Origin of the sequence: Xanthomonas sp. LMG 12460, from assembly GCF_009192895.1 — a bacterium.
GTDB lineage: Bacteria > Pseudomonadota > Gammaproteobacteria > Xanthomonadales > Xanthomonadaceae > Xanthomonas_A > Xanthomonas_A sontii.
In genome coordinates, this window is the sequence record NZ_NKUH01000024.1 from 21243 (window position 1) to 42545 (window position 21303).

Consider the following 21303-nt stretch of genomic DNA (forward strand, 5'->3'; position numbering starts at 1 on the left):
TCGGAGCCGCGAAAGGTGAGGCTATACTCGGGCCGTTCCGTGTTCCCCCACGCCGGAACCCCAATCCGTCCTCCGGACCACGAAACCATGCGCACGCAGCCGCTAGCCGCTTGTTTTGCTCTGGCCGTACTCGTTTCTGTTGGGGCCGCCCCGGCGATGGCGCAGACCGCGCCGGCGCCCGCCGCTCCCGCCGCCGCAGCCGCGGCACCCGCGCCTGTTCAGGGCAACGCGGCCAACGGCCGGGTGCTCACCTACACCTGCCAGGGCTGCCACGGCGTCACCGGCTACAAGAACGCCTATCCCAGCTACCGCATCCCCAAGATCGGCGGGCAGTCGGCGCAGTACCTGACCCAGGCGCTGACCGAATACCGGCTCGGCAAGCGCAAGCATCCGACCATGCAGGCCCAGGCGGAAAGCTTCTCCGACCAGGAGATCGCCGACATCGCCGCTTTCCTGTCCACCCTCAAGTAGGCCTCCCATGCCGAACGCCGCGCACGCCTTGCGTCCCGCCCTCGTCCTGCTTGCCGCCCTGTGCCTGGGGGCCTGTTCGCAATCGCAGGTGGAATCCACCAGCAAATCCGCCGGCGACCCCGGCCACGCCAGCGGCGAGCACGGTTCCGGCTCCTCCGCCGGCCTGCCCGGCGGGCGCATCGACGCCGGCGACAAGCTGGCCCACGCCAAGGGCAAGGCCACCGGGCAGAGCTGCATCGACTGCCACGGCGCCAACGGCAACGCGCCGATCGACCCGACCTATCCCAAGCTCGGCGGCCAGTACGGCGACTACCTCGCGCACGCGCTGCAGGCCTACCGCGGCGGCACCCGCACGCATCCGCTGATGAGCCCGCAGGCAGCGCAGCTGAGCGACCAGGACATCGCCGACCTGGCCGCCTACTTCGGCTCGCGCAGCAGCCAGTTGCGCGATTTGCACGGCGTGAACTGAGCGCCTTACGCGCAGGGCACCACGCACGCCGTGTGACGCGCGTGGCCGCCTGCACCAGGCTACGCCGAGCAGCGGCGACGGGACTGCGCACAGCGCGCGCTCCGGATGCGACACCGTCGACGCGTGACCAGCTCGCCGCCACTTTCGCGTGGTGCGCGATCCGGTGTCGCTTCGACCCTATCCAACGACGTGAGGCACACACGCAAGAGCGGCTTCAGCCGCTCTTACGAAACAGCACGTCGTGCGCGACGGGTTGTTTGGTGCTGCCTTTCAGCCGCGATGAGCCCTCGCAGGCAACGCCGTGCTACCTGAAGCCATCCACTTGGACCAAACCGCACCCGGTCCGCGTGTGCCGCAGCTGGTGATGTGCGGCGCCCGCATGTGTGAGCGGGCGGGTACCCCGCCACTCAGCGACTGCCGTTGTCTTCCTGCAGCTCGCGTTTGAACGGCACGTTCGGCGGCGGCCGCGCGCCAGCCGGCTGCTCGTTGAGATTGGGGTCGGTGATGCTGCAGCCGCCGCCCACCTGCAGGATCGAGACCACACAGGAAATGCTGCTGGTGGTGCCCGGAATCGGGATCTTCACCGACTTGATGCCGCGCCGCACCCACTCTTCCAGCAGCGTCGCGTTCGGCAGCCAGTACTTGTCGAACGAAGTCGGCGTGTAGTCGTACGGCGGACGTTTGAGCCACTCGCCGGCCTTTTCGATGCGCTCGCGCGTCCAGGTGTCGGTCTCGGAGCCGGGTGCGCTGCGCGCCGGTGCCTGGTCCTTGCCGCGGCCATCGGCCAGGCGCACGCTGCCGTCGGCATTGAACAGGCCGCCGCCCTTGCTGGCGCCGGCACCGGCATCGCCGGGGCGGTTGCGTGCGGCCGCACCCCAGTCGTCGCCGCGCTGCGGCGTGGCCCAGCCGCCGTCACGTGCGACCGGCGCCGGACCGCTGCCCGGGCTCGCGGCCTGGCTGCCGGGCGGCGCGGTGCCGGCCGCGGGCGCAGTCGGCTTGGCAGTCGCACTGGCCGCAGCGCCGGCCGGCGCCGGCTGCGGGGTCTGCGCGCTCGCCGGCGTCGTGTCCGGGCTTGCGGCCGGGGCAGCCGCCGGTGCCGGCGTGGGTGCGCTCGCGGTGGCGGTGCTCGGCGTCGGCACTTCGATCTGCCGCACCTGCGGCACGTCCGCACTGCGCAACACCGGCGTGGGCGTCGGCGTGCGCAGCTGTGGTGCGGGAACCTGCACCTGCGGCAGCGGTGCCGGCACTTCCCGTTCGCGCACCTGTACCTGCGGTGCGACTGGGCGCGGCACCGCGATATCGCGCGGCCGCAGTTGCGCCACGCTCGGCACGTCGGTGACCACTTCGACCTCGCGCACCGGCACCTGTACGTCGGGCGGCACCACCGCGCGCGGTGTCGGCACCGGGACACGCACGCTCGGTGGCGGCAGCAGTACGAAGTCGCGCGTGGGCGTCGGCGTTTCGGTCACCTGCAGCGGCTGCTCCGCTGGCGGCGGCGGTGGCGCACTGGCCGTATTCGGCGCGGGCACCGGCGGAGCCGGCTCCGCGGCAGGTGCAGGCGCGGGCGCTACAGCGGCCGGCGGCGTCGGGCGCGCACGCGACACGGCGCGCTGTGCACGCGGCGGGGTCGGCGACGTCGCCTCCGTGGATGCGGCCGCCTCGGCCGGCGCCCCACCGCCGCTCTCGGCGGGCGTGCCGCGGCCGACGAATTCCACCTGCACGCGTCCAGCCTGGTCCGCATCGGTCAGCGGCGGTAGCCAGCGCACGAACGCCACCCACAGCAGGAAGATGGCGAACAGCAGATGCAGCAGCAGGCTGAGCAGCACGGCGATGCGCCGCCACCAGCGCTGGTCGTACGGCGCCGGATCCCAGTGCTGCCACCACAGCCGGCGGAACGCCTGCCACAGCGGCAAGGCCGGCAGGCGCAGGATCGCCGGCGGCTGCGCCGGCGGCATCGCAGCGATCAGTTCGGGGGCCGCGAACGGCCGCGGCAGCGCAGGCTGCGCCGCGATCCAGTGCGCCCATGCATACGGTAGGCCGGTGCGGCGATCGCGCAGCAGCTTGCGCGGCGTGCGCGCCAACAACACATCGAGGATGTCGGCGGCGCGCGTCACCGGCAGCGAAACGTCAGGCGGCCGAATCGCGCGGGATGTAGGGAGCGCTGCCGCTGTCGTGGTCGGTGGCGTCGCGCACCGCGGTCACCCCCGGCACGCGGCCCATCAGCGTCTTCTCGATGCCCTGCTTCAAGGTCACGTCGGCCATGCCGCAGCCGTGGCAGCCGCCGCCGAAGCGCAACAGCACCACGCCGTCGGCGGAGACTTCCTGCACCGCCACGCGGCCGCCGTGCTGGGCCAACTGCGGATTGACCTCGTTCTCCACCACCCAGCGCACCCGCTCCACCAGCGAGGCCGCCTCGCCCGGGGCTTCGCCCTTGATCTTCGGCGCCTTGATGGTGAGCTGCTGGCCGGTGCCCTGGGTGACGTAGTCGATTTCGGCGCCGTCGAGCCAGCCGACGCTGTCGGCCGCCACGTACAGGGTGAAACCGTCGCAATCGATCGCCCATTCGTCGCCGGCCAGGTCCGCCGGCTCGGCGAACTCCAGCCGCGCATCGGCGCGCGGGGTGCCGGCATCGACCGCGCTCAGGCGCACGCCCATGCCGGGCACGGCCTCGCGTTCGAGCAACTTGCGGAAATGGGCCTGTGCGTTGTCTGAGATCTGGATCATGCGGGTATTCTAGACCCTTCCACGCCCTGCGCTCATCGCGGGCGGTATCTTGACCGGCCCTGTCCGTTGCACCGCAGAGACCTTCCATGAACGACCTGATCCCGCTCGCCCAGGCCCATTGCTCGCCCTGCAAGGGCAGCGAATACAGACTGACCCAGGCGCGCCTGGCCGAACTGCTGCCGCAGGTGCCGGGCTGGGAAGTGGTCGAGAACGGCAATGCGATCAGCCGCACCTTCCGCTTCCCCGACTATTACCGCACCCTGGCCTTCGTCAACGCACTGGCCTGGATCGCGCACCGCGAAGACCACCACCCCGACCTGGGCGTGCACTACGACCGCGTGGTGGTGCGCTATTCCACCCACGACGTCGGTGGCCTCAGCGAGAACGACTTCATCTGCGCCGCCAAGGCGTCCGCCCTTCCGGAATGATCACGATGACCGCCACCGCCCGCCATCTGCTCCCCCTGGCCTGCCTGAGCGCCGTGCTGCTCAGCGCCTGCGGCCAATCCCAGCAATCCCAGCAACACACCGTGACCCAGCCGCCGACCGAGGTCGCCGCGGTGAAGACACCGCCGCCGGACTACCCGATCGACGTGGCCTGCGCCGGCATCGGCGGCACCGTGGTGCTGAAGGTGGTGGTCGGCGTGCAGGGCAAGCCCACCGAAGTCGACGTGGTCACCGGCAGCGGCCAGGCAAAGCTCGACGCCTCGGCGCAGGAAGCGGTGCGCGGCTGGACCTTCAATCCCGCTACCCGCAACGGCCAAGCGGTGCCGTGGACCATCCAGGTGCCGGTCAACTTCAATCCGCCGCAGCCGCGCCCGGACCGGTGCTTCGCGCTGGACGCGCAGGCGCACAAGGCCGGCTGAGCCACGGGCGCGCACCGCGCGCCTTCACGCGACGCCCGCACCACGCCGGGTCTGATCGACGCCTCTTCCTCGGAGCCGCCGGCGCATGCTGGAGATCCCGCTGCACAATGTCCTGGTCGCGCTCGCCGTGACCCTCGGCGCCGGCCTGGCCACCGGCCTGGGCAGCGTGCTGGTGTTGTTCAGCAAGGGGCCCAATCCGCGCCTGCTCGCCTTCGGCCTGGCGTTCTCCGCCGGCGCGATGGTGTACGTGTCGCTGACCGAAATCCTCGGCAAGTCGATCGCCGCCTTCAGCGATGCCTTCGATCCGCGCCTGGGCCAGGCCTATGCCACCCTGGCGTTCCTGGCCGGCATGGTGCTGATCGTGGCCATCGACCGGCTGGTGCCCAATCCGCACGAAAGCCTCAACAGCCGCGATCCGCTGTTCCGCGACGACAACCGCGCCTACGTCAAGCGCGTCGGCCTGCTCACCGCGGTGGCGATCACCGCGCACAACTTTCCGGAGGGTCTGGCCACCTTCTTCGCGACGCTGGAGAGTCCGGCGGTGGGCATGCCGCTGGCCTTCGCCATCGCCGTGCACAACATCCCCGAGGGCATCGCCATCGCGGTGCCGGTGCATTACGCCACCGGGCGCAAGTCCTATGCCTTCGCCGCCAGCCTGCTGTCCGGCCTGGCCGAGCCGATCGGCGCGCTGATCGGCTACGTCGCGCTGGCGCGCTTTTTGTCCGAGGCGGTGTTCGGCGCGGTGTTCGGGCTGATCGCCGGGGTGATGGTGTTCCTGGCCCTGGACGAATTGCTGCCGGCCGCCAAGCGCTACGCGCAGGGGCACGAGACGGTATACGGCCTGGTCGCAGGCATGGCCACGCTGGCGCTCAGCCTGGTGCTGTTCCGCCTGTCCGCACCGGTCTGATGGCAGCGGCCGACGCCGGCTGAACGCGCGCTCGCTGGCCTGCGCGAGCGCGCCGCGCAGAAAGGTCGCAGACACCCAAGGCGGCGCATGCTGCGGCCACCTTCGCCCCGCTCGATGAGGTGTCGCATGGATCTCCGTCCCCTGCCCCCGGCCAGGCTGGCCCTGTTCACCGCACTGAGCGTGGTGGCGCTGGGCGCCTGCCAGCGGCAGGACACGCCCACTCCTGCGGCCCAGGCCGATGCGCCCGCCCCGGCCGCGGCACCCGCACCTGCCCCCTATGTGGCCCCGACCGCCGACCAGCTCTATCAACTGGTCGCGCCGATCGCGCTGTTCCCGGACAAGCTGCTGGCGCAGACCCTGGCCGCCTCGGTGTACCCGGACCAGGTGGTGTCCGCGCAGGATTGGCTGCGCAACAACCGTACCCTGTCCGCCACCGACCGCCTGCAGGCGGCCGCGGCGCAACCCTGGGACCCCAGCGTCAAGGCGCTGACCGCCTTCCCCGACGTGGTCGACCAGTTGGCCGGCAACGGCGACTGGACCCGCGCGCTGGGCGACGCCTATGCCCACGATCCCAACCAGGTGCTGGACGCGGTGCAGGTGATGCGCCAGCGCGCGCAGGCGCAGGGCCACCTGCGCAGCACCCCGCAGCAACGCGTGCAGGTGGTGCAGCGCACCGTGGTGGAACCGGCCCCGGCCTACGCCGACGCGGTGCCGCCGCCGACCCGCACCATCGTCATCGAACCGGCGCAGCCGGACGTGGTCTACGTGCCGCGTTACGACCCCGACGTGGTCTACGGCGCACCGGTCAACGTCTACCGCGAGTACCGCTATCGCCCGCCGCGCCCCTACTACGACACCGGCGACCTGGTCACCGCCGGCATCATTTCCTTCGGCGTCGGCGTGCTGGTCGGCGACGCGCTCGAACACCACCACCACAGCGTGTTCGGCTGGCTGGAACCGGCGCCGCCGTGGCACAGCTGGGGCTGGAACAACTGGGGAGTGAACTGGAACGCGCCGCCGTCGGTGCCCAACTACGTGGTCTACCGCAACAGCGTGTACGCGCCGCGCACCACCATCATCAACAATCACTACGACAACCGCAGCTACGTGCACAACGACTACCGCGGTGCGCCGCCGCCGGTCGCGCCGATGGGCGGTCCGGGCGGGCAGCAGGCCTTCGCTGGCGCGCGTGCGCCGGCGGGCGCCGCGATGGCCGCCGCGGCGATGGCGGCGCGTGCGCCGGCAGCGGCGTTCGGACCCGCGCGGGCCCAACCCCCGGCGATGCCGCAGACCATGCCGCATTTCACCAGCCAGATGCTGCAGGCCGGCCGCCCGGTGGCAGCGATGCCACCGCCGGTGCAGCGCCTGCCGGCTCCGGGCACGCCAGCGGCCATGGCCGCCGCACGTGACCAGCGCCTGCTGCCCGGTTTCACCCAGCATGCCGCGGCTCCGCAACGCACCGTGGCGATGGCCCAGCCGAACGCGCCGCGCGCGGCTCCGGCGATGCCGGTCCCGCAGTTCCATGGCCGCACGGTACCGCAGGCGCTGACGCCCAGCCAGGCGCCGCGCGAGGCCATCGCCAATCGCGGCATGCCGGAAGCGCGCTTTGCGGAACCGCCGCGGCGCGGCGACCCGGGCATGCAGCCGTCCGGTTTCGCCCGCGAGATGGCACGCACGGAGCCGCCGCGCCAGGCACTGCCGAGCGAAGCCCCGCGCGCGCAGGCCTGGCATGCGCCGGCGCCCGAGCGCGAGGCGCGCGCGCCGCAGATGCCGCGCGAGGCGATGCGTGCGCCGATGCCGGAACCGCGCCAGGAGCAGCGTCAGGAACAACGCCAGGAGCAGCGCGTGGCCCGCTTCTCCCCGCCACCGCGCATGCCCGAGCCGCGGCCGGCCGAGTCGCATCCGGCACAACGCCCGGCACCCGCCCATCACGACGGACATCACGACCACGACCACCACGAAAGCTGAGCACGATCCGGGGGCGGCCACGATGCCGCTCCCGGGTTCAGGAGCCTCGCCTCAGCCGAGGCGGTTCAGCGCTTCGGCCAGTTCGTCGGCCAGCGGGGCATTCAATAGATAAGGCGTCTTGCCGTCGTCCAGGCTGAATTCCAGCGAGGCGGCATGCAGGAACAGGCGCTTGAGCCCGATCTGCTCGCGCAGGCGCTTGTTGACCGCCGGATCGCCGTACTTGTCGTCGCCGGCGACCGGATGCCCGAGGTGCTGGGCGTGCACGCGGATCTGATGGGTGCGACCGGTCTCGATCCGCACCTCGCAATAGGAATGCCCGCCACGCCGCTCCAGCACCCGGAAGTGGCTCAGCGACGGCTTGCCGGCCGCGTTCACCTGCACGTGGCGCTCGCCGCCCTGGCGCAGGCCGATGTGCAGCGGCGCGTCCACGCTCATGGTGCCGTCGGGCATGCGCCCGACCAGCAGGGTCAGGTAGCGCTTGCTGATGCCGCGGCCCTGGACCCGGTCGTCCTCGCGCATCAGCGCCTGCAATTCGGTCAGCGCCGAGCGCTTCTTGGCCACGATCAGCAGCCCGGAAGTGTCGCGGTCGAGCCGGTGCACCAGCTCCAGCGACTGATTGGGACGCAGCGCACGCAGCGTCTCGATGGCGCCGAAACTGATCCCGCTGCCACCGTGGCTGGCGACGCCGGATGGCTTGTTCAGCGCCAGCAGCCGCGCGTCCTCGTAGACGATCGCCGCCTCCAGCCGGGCCATGAACGCGTCCGGCGGCGCGCTCTTCTCGCCTTCCTCGGTCAGCCGCACCGGCGGGATGCGCACCTCGTCGCCGGCCTCGAGCTTGCGCTCGGCCTTGGTGCGGCCGCCGTTGACCCGCACCTGGCCGCTGCGCATCAGCTTGTAGATCAGGCTGCGCGGCGCGCCCTTGAGCTGGCCGAGCAGGAAATTGTCTACGCGCTGTCCGGCCCTGTCTTCCGGGACCTTGAGAATGCGCACCGCGCTGGTCGCGACATCGCGCGGCTTTGGAGGGATCGGGGGGGAAGTCATCAGGCAGTTTATTCTGTTACACTCGGGGGGCGAGATAAGGGTTTGATTTCGTTGGAAGTTAGTTGAGGGCCAGAAGCCCGGCTTACGACGATTCCGGCACAGTGCGCGACCACCGCCCCCGGGGCGGCCATGTTAGCGGCTCACCGGCCTACCCGGCCATCGCCGGATGCCGCAAGCGTCCGCGCTGAACATGCCCCGTGCGGCGCCCAGCCTGGCTGGAGTCGCCGCCGGTCCTGAACCACCTAAAAGCAAGAAGCGCTCCCGCGGCTCGCCGTGGTGTCGTAGCGCTGGAAACCCAAGACGCCCACCCCGCGCCTGCGCGATGGGCGACGAAGCGTGACCAGAAGCGAAACCCCATGGCGTTCCGCGCGGTAGCAGCGCGAGGAACGCAACAATGAAGCGAATGCTGATCAACGCCACGCAGGCAGAAGAACTGCGTGTGGCCATCGTGGACGGCCAGACCCTGTACGACATCGACATCGAGCAGCCGTCCAAGGAACAGAAGAAGTCCAACATCTACAAGGGCCGCATCACCCGGCTTGAACCCTCGCTGGAAGCGGCCTTCGTCGAATACGGCGGCGAGCGCCACGGCTTCCTGCCGCTGAAGGAAATCTCCCGCGATTACTTCCAGGCCGGCGTCGACCACAACAAGGCGACGATCCGCGAACTGCTGCGCGAGGGCCAGGAAGTCGTGGTCCAGGTGGACAAGGAAGAGCGCGGCAACAAGGGCGCGGCCCTGACCACGTTCATCTCCCTGGCCGGCCGCTACATGGTGCTGATGCCGAACTCGCCCAGCGCCGGCGGCGTCTCGCGCCGGATCGAGGGCGAGGACCGCGCCGCGCTGAAGGAAGCGCTGGACAAGCTGAACATCCCCGACGACATGGGCGTGATCATCCGCACCGCCGGCGTCGGCCGCGATGCCGAAGAACTGCAGTGGGACCTGGACTACCTGCTGCAGGTGTGGAAGTCGATCGCCGAGGCCGCCCTGGCCAAGCCGGCGCCGTTCCTGATCTACCAGGAATCGCGGCTGATCATCCGCGCCCTGCGCGACTACCTGCGCGCCGACATCGGCGAGATTCTGGTCGACACCGCCGAGATGTACGGCGACGCCCAGGAGTTCATGCAGCAGGTGATGCCGCAGAGCCTGCGCAAGCTCAAGCACTACACCGACGACATCCCGCTGTTCAACCGCTTCCAGATCGAGTCGCAGATCGAGGCCGCCTACGAGCGCAGCGTGCGCCTGCCGTCCGGCGGCTCGATCGTGGTCGACCAGACCGAGGCGCTGACCGCGGTGGACGTCAACTCCTCGCGCGCCACCAAGGGCAGCGACATCGAGGACACCGCGTTCCAGACCAACCTGGAGGCGGCCGAAGAGGTCGCGCGCCAGCTGCGCCTGCGCGACCTCGGCGGCCTGGTGGTGATCGACTTCATCGACATGGCCTCCAACAAGCACCAGCGCGAGGTCGAGAACCGCCTGCAGAACGCGCTCAAGTACGACCGCGCGCGGGTGCAGATCGGCCGCATCTCGCGCTTCGGCCTGCTGGAGATGAGCCGCCAGCGCCTGCGTCCGTCGCTGGGCGAATCCAGCCAGATCGTCTGCCCGCGTTGCGACGGCCACGGCCGCATGCGCAGCGTCGAGTCGCTGTCGCTGTCGATCATCCGCGTCGCCGAGGAGCACGCGATGAAGGAGAACACCGGGCAGGTGCTGGTGCAGGCCCCGGTGGAGATCGCCAACTACCTGCTCAACGAGAAGCGCCGCGCGCTCAGCGAGATCGAGAAGCGCCACGACGCGCCGATCGTGATCGTCGCCGACGAGCAACTGCACACCCCGCACTACGAAGTGACCCGCCTGCGCGAGAACGAGCTGGGCGAGGAAAGCACCAAGCCCAGCTACCAGCGCGGCACCCCGCGCAAGCTGCCGGTGCACGCGCTGACCAAGGCGCAGCTGAACATCCCGGCGCCCGCGGTGACCAATGTGAAGCACTCGCAGCCGGCCCCGGTGCGCGAAGTGGTCGAGGAACCGGTGGCCGCACCGGCACCGGCGCCCGTGGTTGCGCCGGCCCCGGTCGCACCGCCGGCCACCGGCGTGGTCGGCTGGCTGAAGCGCATCTTCGGCGCCGGCGACAGCCCGGCCCCGGCCCCGGCCCCGGCCGAGCCGGCCCAGCGCCAGCGCCCGCAGGACGGCAACCGCAACCGCAACGACCGTGGCGATCGTCACGACCGCAATGCGCGCCGCGACGGCAACCGCAACGGCGGCCAGGGCGGCAATGCCGCGCGTGGCAACGGCAACAACGGCAGCGGCAACGCGCGCCGCGACGAGCGCCGCGCCGGCAACGGCGCCGCCGCGCCGGCCGGGCAGCAGAACCAGCAGCCCAAGGCGCCGCGCAACGAGCAGGCCGCGCAGCAGGCCAAGCCACAGCAGCAGCCGCAGCAGCCCAAGCCGCCGAAGCAGCAGCAGCCGCAGAACCCGCCGCGCCAGCCGAAGCCGCAGCAAGAGCCGGCGCAGGCCGCCGTGCAGGGCGACAAGCCGCCGCGTCAGCCGCGTGCGGAGGAGGCCGTCGCCAAGCAGCAGGCCGCACCGGTCGCCACCGCACCGGCGACCCCGGTGCAGGACGCCACTACCCTGGCCGCCGCCGCGGTCGCCGGTGGCGCGATCGCCGCGTCGCAGGAACCGGCAGCAGCCGTCGACGCGGCAGCCGCCGCACCGGTGCAGCCGGCGCAGACCGCGGCAGCAGCGAGCATCGATGAACGCGAAAACGCCGCCGAAACCGCGCAGGCCGTGCCCGCCGGCGAAGGCGCCGAGGGCGAGGACGGTACCGGCGATGCCGGCGGCCGCCGCCGTCGTGGCCGTCGCGGTGGCCGCCGCCGTCGCCGTGGCAATGGCGAAGCCGGTGCTGCCGGCGATGCCGCCGGCCTGGACGATGCCGACCTGGATGCCGGCGACAGCGACGGCGAAAGCGCGTCGGCGCCGAGCCGCAGCCAGCCGGAGTTCGACTTCGACGACGACGGCACCACCGATGCCGCTCCGGCCAAGTCGCAGCCGCCCGTGCAGGAAAAGCGCGAGCCGCAGGAGAAGCGTGAGCCGCGTCGCGAGCGTCCGGCTGCTGTCGGTGCACCGGCACCGGCCGACGTCGCTGCCCAGGCCCCCGCGCCGATCACCGCCGACCCCGTGCCTGCGCCGGCCACCGCACCGATGCAGCCGGCCGCCCCCGTCGAGGCCGTGACCGCATCGCCTGCGCCGACCGCGCCGGCCGCTGCAGCCCAGGGCGTCAGCGATGCCGCCGTGGCCCACGCCGACACCGTGGTCGCGGCCGCACCGGTGGCGGCCGCAGTCGCCGAGACCAAGCCGGTCGCGCAGGAAACCGTCGCCACCGAGCCCGCCGCGGCACCGGCCGAACCCGCAACGCCGGCCGTCGCGCCGCAGCCGCAGGCGGTCACCACCGCCATCGAGCAACCGACTGCCACCGCCGCCAAGGCGCCGGTCGCCGAGCCGGACGCGGCGGATGCCACGGCCACCGTCGAGGATCCGGCGGGCGTGACCACGCCGGCGGCAACCACCGTCGCGCCGAGCGCAGCGCCGGCCGCCACGCCCACCGCTCCCGCGGAACCGCGTGCGGAAGACGCTGCCCCGGCCAAGCCAGCCTACGCGCCAGTGCAGACCACCCTGCTCGACGCCTTCGCCGAGGCGCCGGCAGCGGTTCCGCACAGTGGTCAGTCAGCGGCCGCAGCGTCGACCGAGGCCGCATCGGTCACGCCGGCACGCGACGACAGCGCAACGTCCGTCGCTGCTCCGGCGACGCCGGCGCAAGCGGAGATCGCGGCTGTGGACGAGGCGGCGCGGAAGGAACGTGCTGCTGCCGCGGCGCAGTCCGCAGCGCCTGCGCCGCATGGCGCGGACAAGGCGGACAGCGACGAGCACAAGGATCGCGGCTGATCCCCGCCCCTGCCGTTGCAGCATGAAAGAAGCGGCCTTCGGGCCGCTTTTTTTTGGTGGACGCCCGTGAAGCGTTTCCATCGCTACGACTCAAGACGATCGTCTGCACGCGTACTGTCTTTCGCGCGTCCTGTTCGGCGCAGCAGCAGTGGCTTCCCCTCCAAAGCCACGGCAACACTCGCTTTGCCGTGACTCGACGAGCTACACCATCACCTCGCAGGAGCGGATTCAGCCGCGACGGGGCTTTCCCGATGCGCCGAAGCCGCGCCTGCGAAAACACGCGATGCGTGGAGTACGTGCTGCGCGGAAGGCTACCGAAGTGTCTTGAAGACCCACCACCACATGCACGTCCGCGTCGTTGTGCGCTCGCTGCAGTCGTGAGTGATGTATCGGCGCAGAGCACGCAGTCCCTACTCCACCGCTTTCGCCAAACCCAGCCATTCCGACCGCGGCACGCGCCAGTGCCGGGGGCGTCGGCGATACCCACGGACGCAGGTTCGCAATCGAGCCACTGCGAGCAGGTCCGCATGTTGGCGCAAGCACAACGCAAAAGCGGCCCGAAGGCCGCTCTCGTGTCAGCTCGGCAGGAATCGCCGACTACAGCGGATGCGTCGGATCCAGCAAGCCGTATTGCGTGGCCAGGCGCGCCAGGGCGATGTTGTCCTGGATGCCGACCTTTTCGAACAGCCGCGCCTTGTGCGTGTTGACGGTCTTGGCGCTGAGGCTCAGGCGCTTGGCGATGTCTTCCTGGCGCAGGCCGCGGGTCAGCAGCAGGGCCACTTCCAGCTCGCGCGGCGACAGTGCATCGAATGGGGAACCGCCGCCTTCCAGATTGGCCAGCGCCAGGTTCTGCGCGATGTTGGCGCCGAGGTAGCGCTTGCCCATCGCCACGTCGCGGACCGCGCGCAGCAGCTCCTGGGCGTCGCCGGCCTTGCCGACATAGCCGGAGGCACCTGCCTCCAGCAGGCGCTTGGGCAGCGGACCGTCTTCCAGCACCGAGACGATGATGACCTTGGTGCCGTGGTCGCCCTTGACGATGCGCTCGGTGACTTCCAGCCCACTGACGCCGGGCATGTGCAGATCGCACAGGACGATGTCCGGCTTCAGCTGCCGGATCTGCGGGAGCGCATTTTCGCCACTGTCGGCCTCGCCGACGATCTCGATATCCGTTTGATTCGACAGGATCAGCTTCATGCCCGTACGGACAAGAGCGTGATCATCGACCAGAAAAACCCTGATGGCCATCTCGTATAACCCCAACGCAGCGGATACCGCACCATCCAGACTATCTGCGTGAATTATTCAGGGCAATACGAATTTGTAGACAAACGAAGACGCTTCACGGAGTGCTCATCTGCACTTCGCGAAACGTCATCGTGTCGTCATCAAAACCCTGCCGAGCTTACTCAAGGCTCGGCACGCAGGGTCGAGTGACCTGCCAGCGCTCTCCCCGTAAGGCACGCGACGGTCCCTGCGTCAGGCCGAGGCCAGTATGCTGGTGCGGCGGGAAAAGCGTTATCAGGACAATCCTGATCTCACGTCAGAATTATCTGACCCTCCCCCTTCCCGCTTCCGGACACCACCCCGCTGCGGATCCCGGACAGGCCCGGCGAAATTTTCCGACACTCGCGTCGGAAATGGCCGATGCGACCTCCACACCCGGCGCAGCCACGACATGCCTGGCCGCCTGCGACACACTGCCCGAGTGAACACGATCCGTCCCTACGTCATGCAGGACCGCGCCGCCTGCCTGGCGCTGTTCGACAGCAACGTCCCGCAGTTCTTCGATCGCAGCGAACGCGCCGGTTTCGACCGCTTCCTGCAGCACGACACCGGCGCCTGGCACTACCTGGTCGTCGTCCGCGCGGGCGCGGTCATGGCCTGCGGCGGCCACGCGCTGCGCGCCGACGGCCGCGTCGCCAGCTTCGGCTGGGGCATGGTCGACCGCCGCCTGCACCGCCAGGGCCTGGGCCGCGCACTGACCGAGGCCCGGCTCGACGCCTGCCGCAGTGCCGGCGTCGCGCGGATCGAACTGGACACCAGCCAGCACACCCAGGCGTTCTACGCGCGCTTCGGCTTCACGGTCGAGCGCGTGGTCGCGAACGGCTACGGCGCGGGGCTGGACCGTTGGGACATGGCGCTGGACCTGGACCGCACGCGCGGCTGAAACGGATCGCGCCTCAAGAAGTCGCCGTCAGGCGGCCAACGCGTAGCGGCGGCAGTGCTCCAGATAACCGGCTTCGTGATGCCCGGCGAGCGCGACCACGCTCTCCCACAGCCACGACGGCGTGTCGATGGCCTTGCGCCTGTCGGCATCCAACTGTTGCAGCCACGCGGCCCGCGTCCTGGGCTTCATCTGCCGCGCATGCGCCTTGCCGACGACGAAGGCGAGGTAGCGCGCCGAGCGCACCGCCTCGACGTGATTGAACTGGTCGACTTCCAGTTTCAGGTCGCGCGGCGAGAGTTCGCGAATGAACAGCGAGCGGCCCAGCATGTGCACCGGCATCATCCTGCTGCCCAGGTAGGGCGACAACGCCCGCGCGGCGGCGGTCACGCGTTCGGCGTTGTCCGCCGGCATCCGTGCACCGGGCGCTGCCGGCGCGATCGGGGCGACCGCCTCCTTCAGATCGACCAACGCATAGGACCAGTGGCCCTTGCCGGTCTTCAGGCCGACGATCGCCGCGTAGCGCAGCAGGCCGAGCGAACTGCAGCCCTTCATCCAGTACGCGGCATCGACCAGGCGCACCTCGCGATCCTTGGGCTTTCCCTTCAGCGACAGCACCATCTGCGCGACCGCCGGATCGGCAAACAACCGCTCCAGCGCCTCGCGCTCTTCCGGCGCCAATGCCCAGAACTTCTCGCCCAGCGGGATACGCGGCTCCACCGCCTGCAGGCGTTCCTTGGCCAGATGCCGCCAGCGCCGGCCGAAGGCCTCGCGGCGGATGCTGCGCACGGTCTCGGGTTCGGCACCGGGGTGATCGCGGGTCGGATCCTCAATGGCGGCGCCATAGCCGTCGATCATCGCCTCCATCATCCGTGCCGTGGTGACGCCGGGCAGGTCCGAGCCGCGTGCCGCGGTGGCCAACGACAGGCCCAGGCGGATCAGATCGTGCGCAGGATTGCCGATCACGCCCTGGTCGAGGTCGCGGATCTGGATCTCGACGCGCCCCTCGCCGTCGGCGACCGGGCCCAGGTTGCCGAGATGGCAGTCGCCGCAGATCCAGATCGCCGGTCCCATCGGCACGCGCCGCGCCGCCGGCGACGCTGCCAGCCATTCGTAGAACTTGAGCGTGTTGCCGCGGACATAGGCGTGGGCGGAGCGGGCCATCTTCAACGTGCGTTTGCGTTCGAGGATGACGGGGCGTTCGGCGAGGCTGGGCATCGAAGGTCGGACCTGGAGCGGATGGCGTGGGGGTCACGCGCGGCGGCGCAGACGCTAGCAGAGCCGAACGGAATGGTCCGTGCACGGCAGGCACCTGGACAACATACGCAGTGATCGCGGGGATCGCGCGGCCACGCACCGCATGCAGGCGCGGTGGCGGCGTGCGATTGCATAGGGTTTGCTGCTTCTTCTGCCGCCGACGCGCGTGCCTGCGGCGGTCGGATCCAGCCTCTCCGCCGCCTCCTGCGTGACCAGGCACGCGCCAACGGCAGCGCCCGGCGTCGACGTCATCTTAATTACGTCCCCGGCTATGCTCCGCGCACCTCACATAACTTAGGGAGAAGTTCATGCGTCTGACCATGCCGGCAACGGTTGCTGTATGTGTGCTGCTCGCCGCCTGCAGCAAGGGCGGCGACAAGAACGGCGAAAACGTCGCGATGTCCAACGCCTCGGTCGCCGACGTGGCCAAGGTGCAGGCGGCCAAGCTGCAGCCCGGCCAATGGGAGATGCGGATCGAGCAAGTGAGCAGCGAGACCAGCGGCGGCTCCGGCAACATGCCGCAGATGCCGAAGGTGCCGCCGAGCACCGCCAAGGTCTGCCTTACCGCCGAGCAGATCAACGATCCCACCAGCCTCTTCGGCAGCGCCTCGCCGATGCAGAAGAACTGCGTGTACGACTCCTTCAGCATGAAGGATGGAAAGATCGACGCGAAGATGCATTGCACGATGGGCGACATCAAGGTCGCCGGCACCAGCACCGGCACCTTCAGCGCCACCGAGATGGCCTCCGAATCGCATTCCGAGATCACCGGCCTGCCGGGCGGCATGTCGATGAAGACGCACATGAAGATGGACGGCAAGCGCCTGGGCGAGTGCCAGCCGGGCGATATCAAGGCCGGCGATACCAAGGCGCCGGCTGCCGGCTGAGCGCGCCTGTCCTGATGCCGACGCCCAGCGTCGCTTTTGGAAGCATCCCAGTCCTGTTCCAAGCGCCGCGACGGTGACCCGTCGCGGCGTTTTTCATGCGCGGGCGTCCGCGCTTGCCGCGGCGCGATCCACCCTCCGACCAGTTGCCTGCGCAGCGAGGCACTGGCCTGTTCATACCTGGTTGCAGGCCGATCGGCCGAATGTACGCCTCCAGCGACAGCCGCGTCGCTCCTTGCGTCCTTGCCGTGCCGCCCCACAACGAACAGGAGACACCCATGCGCAACACCCTTCTGGCCACGATCATCGCGCTGGCCGCAGTACCCGCCCTGGCGAGCGCACGCACGCCGGCGCCGGACTGTCACGCGATGATGCTTGCCACGGTGAAGGACGACATGCAGAACACCTGGAACAAGGGCCAGACCTTGCCGGTGGACATCGCGCGCGACACGCCGTCGGGCGGCGCGTTCTGCACGCATGGCGGCAGTTGCCTGCCGCGCAAGGTGGCCGGCAAGGAGGCGGTTCGCCTCACCGATTGCAAGATCGGGCCGTCGATCGGCGACGGCGACTACCGACTGGTCGCATCGCCGCATTCGCACAAACACTGAATCTTCGACTTGCGCCACGAGCGCCGACCATGAAACTTCCATTGCGACTGGCGGCGCTGTGCTGCCTTGCGTTCGCCTGCGTGTCCGCGGCGAACGCGCAACCCACGATCCGTGTCGCGGTCTATCGCGGCGCAGCCGGCTGCGACGATTGCTCAGAAACCGCCAAGGAAGCGATCGAGGCACTGAGTCCGCAGTACAAGGTCGACATCATCGGCCCGAAGGAGGCGCAAGACGTCACGCCCGCCACCCTGCGCGGCTATGCGATCTATGTGCAACCGGGCGGCGGGCAGGACATTCCGGCCGCGCTGCAGGCGATGGGCGAGCGCCGGATCGCCGCCATCCGCGACTTCGTCGCGCAGGGCGGCGGCTATCTGGACCTGTGCATGGGCGCCTATCTTGCCGATGACACCAACATGGGCCTGATCGGCGACGATCTCGATGGCGAGGTCGGCCGACCCGGCTTCCCCGTCACCACCATCGATGAGGAGGCCGTCGCGGTTCGCTGGAAGGGCCGCCCCGACAGCGTGTTCTTCCAGGACGGCCCCTACTTCCCGAAGAGCACCCAGGGTGGCTTCCGCGCGCTCGCCACCTACGCCAATGGCGATGTGGCCGCGGCGCGCTACGGCTTCGGCCGCGGCACCGTCGTGCTCAGCGGTCCGCATCCCGAGGCGGACCGGAGCTGGTTCGAACAGGCCGAGATCCCGCTGGACAGGATGCCCAGGACGCCGGTCCTGCAGGCGCTGTTCGACGAGTTCGCCCTGCCGGCGTCGCAGCCCTGAGTCCATCGGTGCCGACCGCCGTCGGCTGACGCGTCACCGCCCGATGCGGATGGCTCGGGCGGCGCGGGCTACTTCAACGCCCGCCAGCTCCGACCGGCACGGAAGGCCCGCTCGAGCGTCGCCGCGAGCAGGCAGATCTTCAGCGTCTGCGGCAGGAGGCCGTCGCCCGGGTCGCTAGGCGTGCCCAGCACCACCGACAGCTGATTGGCGATCGTCTGCCACACCACCTGCGGGTGCGGGCCGATCAACCGGGTCAGTCCCATCCAGGCCCAGGCCGAGGCCCAGTCCAGGGCGCGATACAGCACGATCAAGGTGACCAGGGCCGCCAGCCCGGTGGCGCCGGCCAACTGCACGCTGTTGGCCGCAGCGCGATAACGCGAAACGGTGCCCGCCCAGAAATGGCCGATGAAGTCGCGCAACCACGTTGGCAGCTTCCGCCACAGCCCCAGCGTGCCGTCGACCTTGCTCGACCACTTGCCGGGCGCATTCCATTCGGCGTTGTGCACGTCGTAGCGGTAGATCAGCGCGGCCAACGCCAGCCAGACCACCGGCAACAAGGCCGAGAAGAAGATCACCACCAGCGTGTCCGCCACGCCCGGCGGCGCCTGCTCCACCGCGCCCGGCAACGCGGCATGCGCGACACCGATGGGATGGCTGATGCCCTGCCACAGTTGCTGGCCGAGATCGGCGATGCGCAGATGCGCCAGCCAGCGGAACACCCCGCCCTTCCATTCGGTGAGCACGTACATGCCGACGAAGGTCCAGCCGGCCTCGCACAGCACGATCAGCACGTTCCACGCCGGATGCGCGCTGCGCTGCTTCTGTTTTTTCGCGCCGCGCCGGATCAGCCACAGCAACGCCACCGACGCCGCCAGCCACCAGCCGCCCGACACCTCGAACAGCGACCCGCGGTAGGTCGGGTCGAACGGATTGAACTGCCCCAAGCCCTCGCGTCCGTAGGCGCGGATGGTCTCGCCGAGAAACCCCCAGGCGGCGTAATAGGCGAAGAACGGCACCAGCGCCTGCGAGACGATCGCCGACAGGCGACGCCAGCGCGCCCTGCCCTCGTCCTGCGCTGTCGTCGCGTCGGCCTGGTCGGCCAGCGCCGCACTGGCGATCCCCGGCAAGGCCGGGCGCAGCGTTTCGAACAGCAGCACGAAGATCACCAGCTTGACCAGTACCACCAGCGTCAGCGACAACAGACCGGCGAGCCGATTCTGGTAGCCGATCCACACCGCGGCCTGCAGCAGCAGTTCGTTGAGCAACACGCCGGCCAACGCCACGGCCAGCAGTTGCGGCAGGTAGCGGCACCACAGCCGCAGCGTGTCGCCGATCAGTCCCAGCGGCCCGCCGCGCAGCGCCAACTCAGTCATGGCCTTGCCCCCGCGCGAAACGGAGGTAATGTGGGCGACCGCCGCGCGTGCTCATGGTGAGGTGCAGCTGCGCAGCCACCGCACGCGGCACCAGGTAGTAGCCGTCGATCGCCAACGGCACGCCCGGCTTGGCCGCGGACACCGCCAGTCCATCGCAGGCCACGCCGGGCGACTCGCCAGGCTTGGCCAGGGCACGCTGCAACAGGTCCGGCACGGTATCGATCGCGGACCAGGATCGGCCAGTGCTGTCGATCAGTTTGAGCGTGCAATCGTTCCACTGCGCACCGGCGGCGCCCGGCAGCAGCGCCAGACGCGTGCGCACGAAGGTGCGATCGGCGGGCAGCCCCGCCTCGAACGGCAGCACGTCGACCGACGCGAGGCGAACGGCGGCACCGTCGTAGTCCACGGTCTGCGCCATCGCCACATCCACCGGCCGCCATTCGCGCGCATGCAGCAGTTCCCGCAGGTCGCGCCAGCCGGTCGCGGCCATCGTGCACGGCACCAGCACCACCAATGCCGCCAGTGCGAGCCAGCGCATGCGCCGCTCGGAAACGGCCGGGGTCACGTCGCGGTCAGAGGCGTGCATGCAACGCATCCAGATCGAGCACATCGGTGACCGCCGTTGCGGGCGGGAGCGGCGGATAGCGCACCTGCGCCTCGGCAGTCAACTGCGGGTCGCGGTCCTCCGACAGCAGCAGCGTGCCGCCGGCCCTGGCGAGCGCGGTCGGCAGTTCGAACACCAGCACGTCCTTGCGCTCCAAGCCGGGCTGCAGGGTCTTGATCGACGACAGCACCGCATCGCCCATCTCCGCGCGGCCGCTGGCGCGGTAGCGGCGGCCATCAGGCGTTGCCCAGACCCGGCCGTACACGCGCGCGGTCGCGCGCGCGACCTTCGACCGCACCGGCACCACCAGCCACACGCCGCCGCTGTCGCGCTGCTGCAGCGCGCCCGCCGCCTTGAAGCGGATCGTATGCGCGAGCTGCGGCGTGCCGGCATTCACGGCCAGATTGTCGGTCTGCACCCAACTGCCCGGCGCTCCGGACACCGCGATCGGACCGGTGATGCGTTCGTAGCGCGGCATCGTCCAGCGCATCCCGGCAAGCAGCACGAAGCCGAGCAGCAGGACCGCGATGGCGGCCAGCCGCTTCACGGTTCACCCGCCTGTGCGCCGGCACGCGCTGCGCCAAGCGGCAACTCCACGACGCCGACCGGATGCGGATCGGTCCATATCGGCTGCGCGTAGAGATTGTCGAAGGCCCTGAAGGTCCTGGCGGTGATGTCGAAGCGCACGCGCCCAGCCACCTGTTCCGTCGCCTGATAGGTCCAGACCAGGGCAATCTGTTCCGGCAGGCCCGGTTGCAACTCGGTAGTCGCCGCGCGATCGCGCACGAGATAGGCGGTCGGGCGTACATCTGCGCCGCGCGGCGGCGCCTTCAACGCCACCGCCTGCACCAGCGATCCGCTGGTCTGCGTGGTGCGATTGGTGGCCTGCAGATACAACACGATCGCCTTGCGACCGTCGCGCGACACCACCTCGCCATCCGGTAACCGGTCGCTGGTCTCCACGTGGTCGAAGCGCAGCGACCACTCGCCAGCGGCCACGTCCTTCCCAGACTGCAGCGCGGGCGGCACCGGCACGTCCTTGGCCTCGAACAACCCGATGCCCCACCCCACCACGATCGCGGCGATGCCACCGATCCCGGCCAGCATCCGTGTCCGCCACTGTCCTAGAGATGCTTTGCTCACCAAACCGGGTGACCCTTTTGGAAGCTCGGCCGGACGGTAGCACCGGGTTGCGAAGACGTGCAACCCGCAACTGAATGAAGAGAAACATTATACCGTCCGCACTGTGGATCCT

The 21303-nt window shown here is 70.0% G+C and carries 20 protein-coding genes; 11 read left to right on the forward strand and 9 right to left on the reverse strand.

The genetic code is table 11. From position 1 onward, the window contains the following. The first annotated feature begins 87 nt into the window (after positions 1 to 87). Positions 88 to 471 carry a cytochrome c gene (locus tag CEK66_RS05855; RefSeq protein ID WP_026143839.1) on the forward strand — a complete coding sequence of 128 codons (384 nt, stop codon included), beginning with the start codon at positions 88 to 90 and terminating at the stop codon, positions 469 to 471. A 7-nt stretch (positions 472 to 478) separates the two neighbouring features. After that, positions 479 to 940, forward strand: a complete 462-nt coding sequence (locus CEK66_RS05860) for a cytochrome c (protein WP_152236256.1) — start codon at positions 479 to 481, stop codon at positions 938 to 940. Positions 941 to 1347: 407 nt separating this feature from the next. Here the strand turns inward: CEK66_RS05860 and CEK66_RS05865 are convergent, their stop codons facing one another. Beyond that, on the reverse strand, positions 1348 to 3054 hold the full coding sequence (locus CEK66_RS05865; RefSeq protein ID WP_152236257.1) for a transmembrane repetitive protein: 1707 nt from the start codon (positions 3052 to 3054) through the stop codon (positions 1348 to 1350). A 13-nt stretch (positions 3055 to 3067) separates the two neighbouring features. After that, positions 3068 to 3664, reverse strand: a complete 597-nt coding sequence (locus tag CEK66_RS05870; protein WP_017915596.1) for an NfuA family Fe-S biogenesis protein — start codon at positions 3662 to 3664, stop codon at positions 3068 to 3070. A gap of 86 nt (positions 3665 to 3750) precedes the next feature. Here CEK66_RS05870 and CEK66_RS05875 point away from each other — a divergent pair, with 86 nt between their 5' ends. From CEK66_RS05875 to CEK66_RS05890, 4 genes are all read left to right on the forward strand, one after another. Then, on the forward strand, positions 3751 to 4092 hold the full coding sequence (locus tag CEK66_RS05875; RefSeq protein ID WP_017910810.1) for a 4a-hydroxytetrahydrobiopterin dehydratase: 342 nt from the start codon (positions 3751 to 3753) through the stop codon (positions 4090 to 4092). A gap of 5 nt (positions 4093 to 4097) precedes the next feature. Continuing rightward, positions 4098 to 4529 (forward strand): energy transducer TonB, encoded by a 432-nt coding sequence (locus CEK66_RS05880; RefSeq protein WP_152236258.1) that lies wholly within the window; start codon positions 4098 to 4100, stop codon positions 4527 to 4529. Between the two features lie 85 nt (positions 4530 to 4614). Beyond that, positions 4615 to 5436, forward strand: a complete 822-nt coding sequence (zupT, locus tag CEK66_RS05885) for a zinc transporter ZupT (RefSeq protein ID WP_152236259.1) — start codon at positions 4615 to 4617, stop codon at positions 5434 to 5436. A gap of 126 nt (positions 5437 to 5562) precedes the next feature. Beyond that, positions 5563 to 7404 carry a DUF3300 domain-containing protein gene (locus CEK66_RS05890; protein WP_152236260.1) on the forward strand — a complete coding sequence of 614 codons (1842 nt, stop codon included), beginning with the start codon at positions 5563 to 5565 and terminating at the stop codon, positions 7402 to 7404. Positions 7405 to 7455: 51 nt separating this feature from the next. On the opposite strand, the gene CEK66_RS05895 is transcribed toward CEK66_RS05890, so the two are convergent. Next, positions 7456 to 8445 (reverse strand): RluA family pseudouridine synthase, encoded by a 990-nt coding sequence (locus CEK66_RS05895; RefSeq protein WP_043090516.1) that lies wholly within the window; start codon positions 8443 to 8445, stop codon positions 7456 to 7458. Positions 8446 to 8839: 394 nt separating this feature from the next. On the opposite strand from CEK66_RS05895, the gene CEK66_RS05900 reads away from it, so the two are divergent. Further along, complete coding sequence (locus CEK66_RS05900; RefSeq protein WP_152236261.1) at positions 8840 to 12379, forward strand: Rne/Rng family ribonuclease; 3540 nt, start codon at positions 8840 to 8842, stop codon at positions 12377 to 12379. 597 nt (positions 12380 to 12976) lie between these two features. On the opposite strand, the gene CEK66_RS05905 is transcribed toward CEK66_RS05900, so the two are convergent. Beyond that, entirely contained in the window at positions 12977 to 13624 is a 648-nt protein-coding gene (locus CEK66_RS05905; RefSeq protein ID WP_026143418.1) for a response regulator, read from the reverse strand. A 460-nt stretch (positions 13625 to 14084) separates the two neighbouring features. Between CEK66_RS05905 and CEK66_RS05910 the strand changes: the two genes are divergently transcribed. Continuing rightward, a complete protein-coding gene (locus CEK66_RS05910) occupies positions 14085 to 14546 on the forward strand; it encodes a GNAT family N-acetyltransferase (protein WP_152236262.1) in 462 nt (153 codons plus the stop codon). Positions 14547 to 14573: 27 nt separating this feature from the next. Here the strand turns inward: CEK66_RS05910 and CEK66_RS05915 are convergent, their stop codons facing one another. After that, entirely contained in the window at positions 14574 to 15761 is a 1188-nt protein-coding gene (locus tag CEK66_RS05915; RefSeq protein WP_152236263.1) for a DUF2252 family protein, read from the reverse strand. A 347-nt stretch (positions 15762 to 16108) separates the two neighbouring features. On the opposite strand from CEK66_RS05915, the gene CEK66_RS05920 reads away from it, so the two are divergent. The 3 genes from CEK66_RS05920 to CEK66_RS05930 all read left to right on the forward strand — a co-directional run bounded on the left by CEK66_RS05920 (position 16109) and on the right by CEK66_RS05930 (position 18071). Beyond that, positions 16109 to 16687, forward strand: a complete 579-nt coding sequence (locus CEK66_RS05920) for a DUF3617 domain-containing protein (RefSeq protein WP_226978503.1) — start codon at positions 16109 to 16111, stop codon at positions 16685 to 16687. Positions 16688 to 16887: 200 nt separating this feature from the next. Then, positions 16888 to 17292 carry a hypothetical protein gene (locus tag CEK66_RS05925; protein WP_226978504.1) on the forward strand — a complete coding sequence of 135 codons (405 nt, stop codon included), beginning with the start codon at positions 16888 to 16890 and terminating at the stop codon, positions 17290 to 17292. A 41-nt stretch (positions 17293 to 17333) separates the two neighbouring features. Then, on the forward strand, positions 17334 to 18071 hold the full coding sequence (locus CEK66_RS05930; protein WP_226978505.1) for a BPL-N domain-containing protein: 738 nt from the start codon (positions 17334 to 17336) through the stop codon (positions 18069 to 18071). Between the two features lie 68 nt (positions 18072 to 18139). Here CEK66_RS05930 and CEK66_RS05935 read toward each other — a convergent pair whose 3' ends face one another. The 4 genes from CEK66_RS05935 to CEK66_RS05950 are packed head-to-tail and all read right to left on the reverse strand — an operon-like array spanning position 18140 to position 21155. After that, positions 18140 to 19444: a hypothetical protein gene (locus CEK66_RS05935; protein WP_152236264.1), complete on the reverse strand. Its 1305-nt coding sequence runs from the start codon at positions 19442 to 19444 to the stop codon at positions 18140 to 18142. Next, entirely contained in the window at positions 19437 to 20030 is a 594-nt protein-coding gene (locus tag CEK66_RS05940) for a hypothetical protein (RefSeq protein ID WP_226978506.1), read from the reverse strand. Before CEK66_RS05940 ends, CEK66_RS05935 begins: the two co-directional genes overlap by 8 nt. Beyond that, on the reverse strand, positions 20017 to 20595 hold the full coding sequence (locus CEK66_RS05945) for a hypothetical protein (RefSeq protein ID WP_152236265.1): 579 nt from the start codon (positions 20593 to 20595) through the stop codon (positions 20017 to 20019). Before CEK66_RS05945 ends, CEK66_RS05940 begins: the two co-directional genes overlap by 14 nt. Further along, the gene (locus tag CEK66_RS05950) at positions 20592 to 21155 is read right to left on the reverse strand and encodes a hypothetical protein (protein ID WP_152236266.1); all 564 of its coding nucleotides are present in this window, start codon (positions 21153 to 21155) and stop codon (positions 20592 to 20594) included. Before CEK66_RS05950 ends, CEK66_RS05945 begins: the two co-directional genes overlap by 4 nt. Between the last annotated feature and the right edge of the window lie 148 nt (positions 21156 to 21303).